This window comes from Variovorax sp. P4_D9 (assembly GCF_056401695.1).
Genome location: NZ_JBFUIU010001140.1, coordinates 1 through 2,276, shown reverse-complemented (window position 1 = coordinate 2,276; position 2,276 = coordinate 1). Strand labels below are relative to the sequence as shown.

Annotated in this window: 5 protein-coding genes; 2 read left to right on the top strand and 3 right to left on the bottom strand. The window is 67.6% G+C overall.

Translation table 11 applies throughout. From position 1 onward, the window contains the following. Positions 1-282, bottom strand: a 282-nt coding sequence (locus AC1DY5_RS52080) for an AMP-binding protein (protein WP_478122092.1), incomplete at its 3' end; no start/stop codon positions are given. 17 nt (positions 283-299) lie between these two features. On the opposite strand from AC1DY5_RS52080, the gene AC1DY5_RS52075 reads away from it, so the two are divergent. After that, positions 300-425, top strand: coding sequence for a hypothetical protein (locus AC1DY5_RS52075; RefSeq protein WP_478122091.1), 126 nt, complete (start codon positions 300-302; stop codon positions 423-425). 12 nt (positions 426-437) lie between these two features. After that, positions 438-794, top strand: coding sequence for a LysR substrate-binding domain-containing protein (locus AC1DY5_RS52070; protein WP_478122093.1), 357 nt, complete (start codon positions 438-440; stop codon positions 792-794). Between the two features lie 114 nt (positions 795-908). On the opposite strand, the gene AC1DY5_RS52065 is transcribed toward AC1DY5_RS52070, so the two are convergent. Next, a complete protein-coding gene (locus AC1DY5_RS52065) occupies positions 909-1,595 on the bottom strand; it encodes a Fe2+-dependent dioxygenase (protein ID WP_478122090.1) in 687 nt (228 codons plus the stop codon). Positions 1,596-1,635: 40 nt separating this feature from the next. Beyond that, the coding region (locus AC1DY5_RS52060) for a TonB-dependent receptor (RefSeq protein WP_478122089.1) at positions 1,636-2,276 on the bottom strand (641 nt) is incomplete at its 5' end.

Below are 2,276 nucleotides of genomic sequence, written 5' to 3'. Positions count from 1 at the left end.
GCGCATCGACGATCCGGACTTCGGTGGTGAGCGTGGCGCGGCCGGCAGAGCGCAGCAGGCCGGGCTTGGCGGATCGCTCCGATGGTCGGCAAAGCTCAGGTAGGTTGCGCAGGGCGACAACTCCGTCATGCCGTAGGCCTGGACGAAGCTGGCGCCGGGAAATCGCTTCATGGCCCGCTGGAGCACGCCCTCGCTGATCACCGATCCGCCGTAGCTCAGCACCCTCACGCTGCCGAGGTCGTACTGCCCGGCATCGGGGTGGTCGGTGGTCAGCTGGATCATGGTGGGCACGTGCCGGCTTGCCCGGCATCTCCCTCGCGCAGGTCAAGACGTTGCGCGTGCTCGTGAGCTATGCGGCCGGCGGCGCCACCGACGGGTGGCGCGCGCCGTGGGCGAAGGCCTGCGCGACAGTGGCTACACCGTGATCGTCGTCGGACATCGGCGACCGTCCGCTCGTCGCGCCCGACCGCGACCACGACCTGCGCAAGCTCATCGAGCGCACGGCGATGGCGCACAGTTGCACGCTCAACTTGCAGTACGAACTCAACAATCCGGAGCTCTACCGCCGGGTGGTGCAGGAGGGCCTGGCTTTCGCAATCATGCCGCGCAACGCCTTCTCGGATGCCGAGGCCTTCGGCGTGGTGGCGCGCGACATCGTCGAGCGAGCATCGAGCGCACTGTGGATGGTCGACCATCCCCTCACGCCGGCCGGAGAGGCGGTTCGCAGCGCGCTGCTCGACGTGATCGCGATGCTGATGGCCGACGGTACCCTGAAGGCCCGCCCGCTCCCATAAAGTTTCCCTCATGGGAGCACCTCTTCATCGACTCCGAAGGCACGCTGGGCGCGATCGCCCGAGCGGCGCGCGCTGCGGTCTAAGTGGCTGTCCAGCTGAACCGAAGCAGCTGGCTCAGGTGTCGCTCCACTTGCGCAGCAGGTTGTGATACACGCCGGTCAGTGTGCGCCGGGCGGCCTCGTCGGCGCCGCTCTGGTTGAGCCGCTGGATGGCGTTGTCCATGTCGAACAGCAGCGCGCGGTCGCCGGCGTCGCGCACCAGGCTCTGGACCCAGAAAAAGCAGGCCAGTCGCGTGCCCCGCGTGACCGGCGTGACGCGGTGCACGCTGGTGGCCGGATACAGCACCAGATCGCCAGCCGCCAGCTTGACGCTCTGCATGCCGTGCGTGCCCTCCATCTGCAGTTCGCCGCCGTCATAGCTCGCAGGCTCCGACAGGAACAGGGTCGCCGACAGATCGGTGCGCAGCTTGCGCCCGTTGTGCGGGTGGATGCGCACTCCGCCATCCACGTGCAGCCCGAAGCCCATGCCTTCGCCATAGCGGTTGAACATCGGCGGATACAGCATGTTTGGCAGCGCCGCACTGATGAAGGTCGGGTGGCGCTCCAGCGCGGCGGCCACGATGTCCTGGCAGGCGTGCGCCACCGGGGCACGCTCGTCGATCTGCTGGTTGAACTTGACCGGCGCACCCTGGTGGCCGGCCGTGATGCGGCCGTCGACCCAGGCGTCGCCCGCGGCGTCGAGGTGCGCTCGCACCGCCGCCAGGGCATCGGCATCGAGGATTTTKGGTATGCAGATCAGCATGGGCCGGGCCGGATTCGAAAGCGCGAGACCGGGTCTCGCGTCAAAGGCGGTAGTTGAAGGACAGCATCGCGGTGAAGCCCGAACCGGGAATGGCACGACCTCCATCGGACGGAATCAGCGCATCCCAGTACATCTTGTTGGTCAGGTTGAAGAGGTTGAGGCGCAGATCGTATTTCGGCTGATGGTAAGCCACCATCGCATCGAAGCGGGTGTAGCCGGGCACCGACACCAGGTCGGTGTTGTTGGCATAGCGCGGGCCCACATAGGTCGCGCCGCCGCCGACCTCCCACAGCGGCGAGATGCTGTAGACCGCCCACAGGCTGGCCGCGTTCTTCGGCGTGTTGGCCGGCGTCTTGCCCTGGGTGCCGGGCGCGATGCCGTCGATGATGGTGGCGTCGAGATAGGTGTAGGCGCCGAACAGCTGCCACTGCTCGCTGATGCGGCCGGCCGCGCCGGCGCGCGCGCCGTTGACGCGGATGGTGCCGGTCGCGCTGTAGCTGCCGTCGGCATTCTGCGAGCGCGCGTTGGTCTGCGTGATCTGGAACGCGGCGGCGCTGAGCGACAGGTTGCCGTTGTTCAAGTCCCATTTGCCGCCGGCCTCGTAGGACTTGTTCTCCTGAGGCGGCAGCGGCAGCGTCGAACCGGTGGTGGCCGTCAACTGCTCCAGCGAGGGATTGAAGG